The following is a 294-nucleotide window of genomic DNA, read 5'->3' on the forward strand; positions in this document are numbered from 1 at the left end:
TTTCTACAGCAACACCAATGAAGGCATGTCGGTCGGGCTGTTCGCCAACAACAACCATTACGCCATCGCCATGGCGGCGGCGCTGCCGCTGGTGTGGGCCAGCCTGGTCTGGCGTTTCAACCGGCGCGACAGTGCGCACGGCCATCCGCTGTGGTTCGTGCTGGTGTCGGGCATGGCCTTGGTGTTCATCATCGGCTTCATGCTCTCGGGTTCGCGCGCCGGCCTGGTGCTGGGCATGCTGGGTTGCCTGTTGATGCTGCCGGCCATCGTCGCCGCCGACCAGCACCAGGGCGC

The 294-nt window shown here is 65.3% G+C and carries 1 protein-coding gene; it reads left to right on the forward strand.

Translation table 11 applies throughout. From position 1 onward, the window contains the following. Positions 1 to 294: hypothetical protein (locus tag RT662_RS07510; RefSeq protein ID WP_313670091.1), on the forward strand; the 294-nt coding region annotated here is incomplete at both ends.

This window comes from Sandarakinorhabdus sp., from assembly GCF_032115815.1.
Classification (GTDB): Bacteria; Pseudomonadota; Alphaproteobacteria; order Sphingomonadales; family Sphingomonadaceae; genus Sandarakinorhabdus.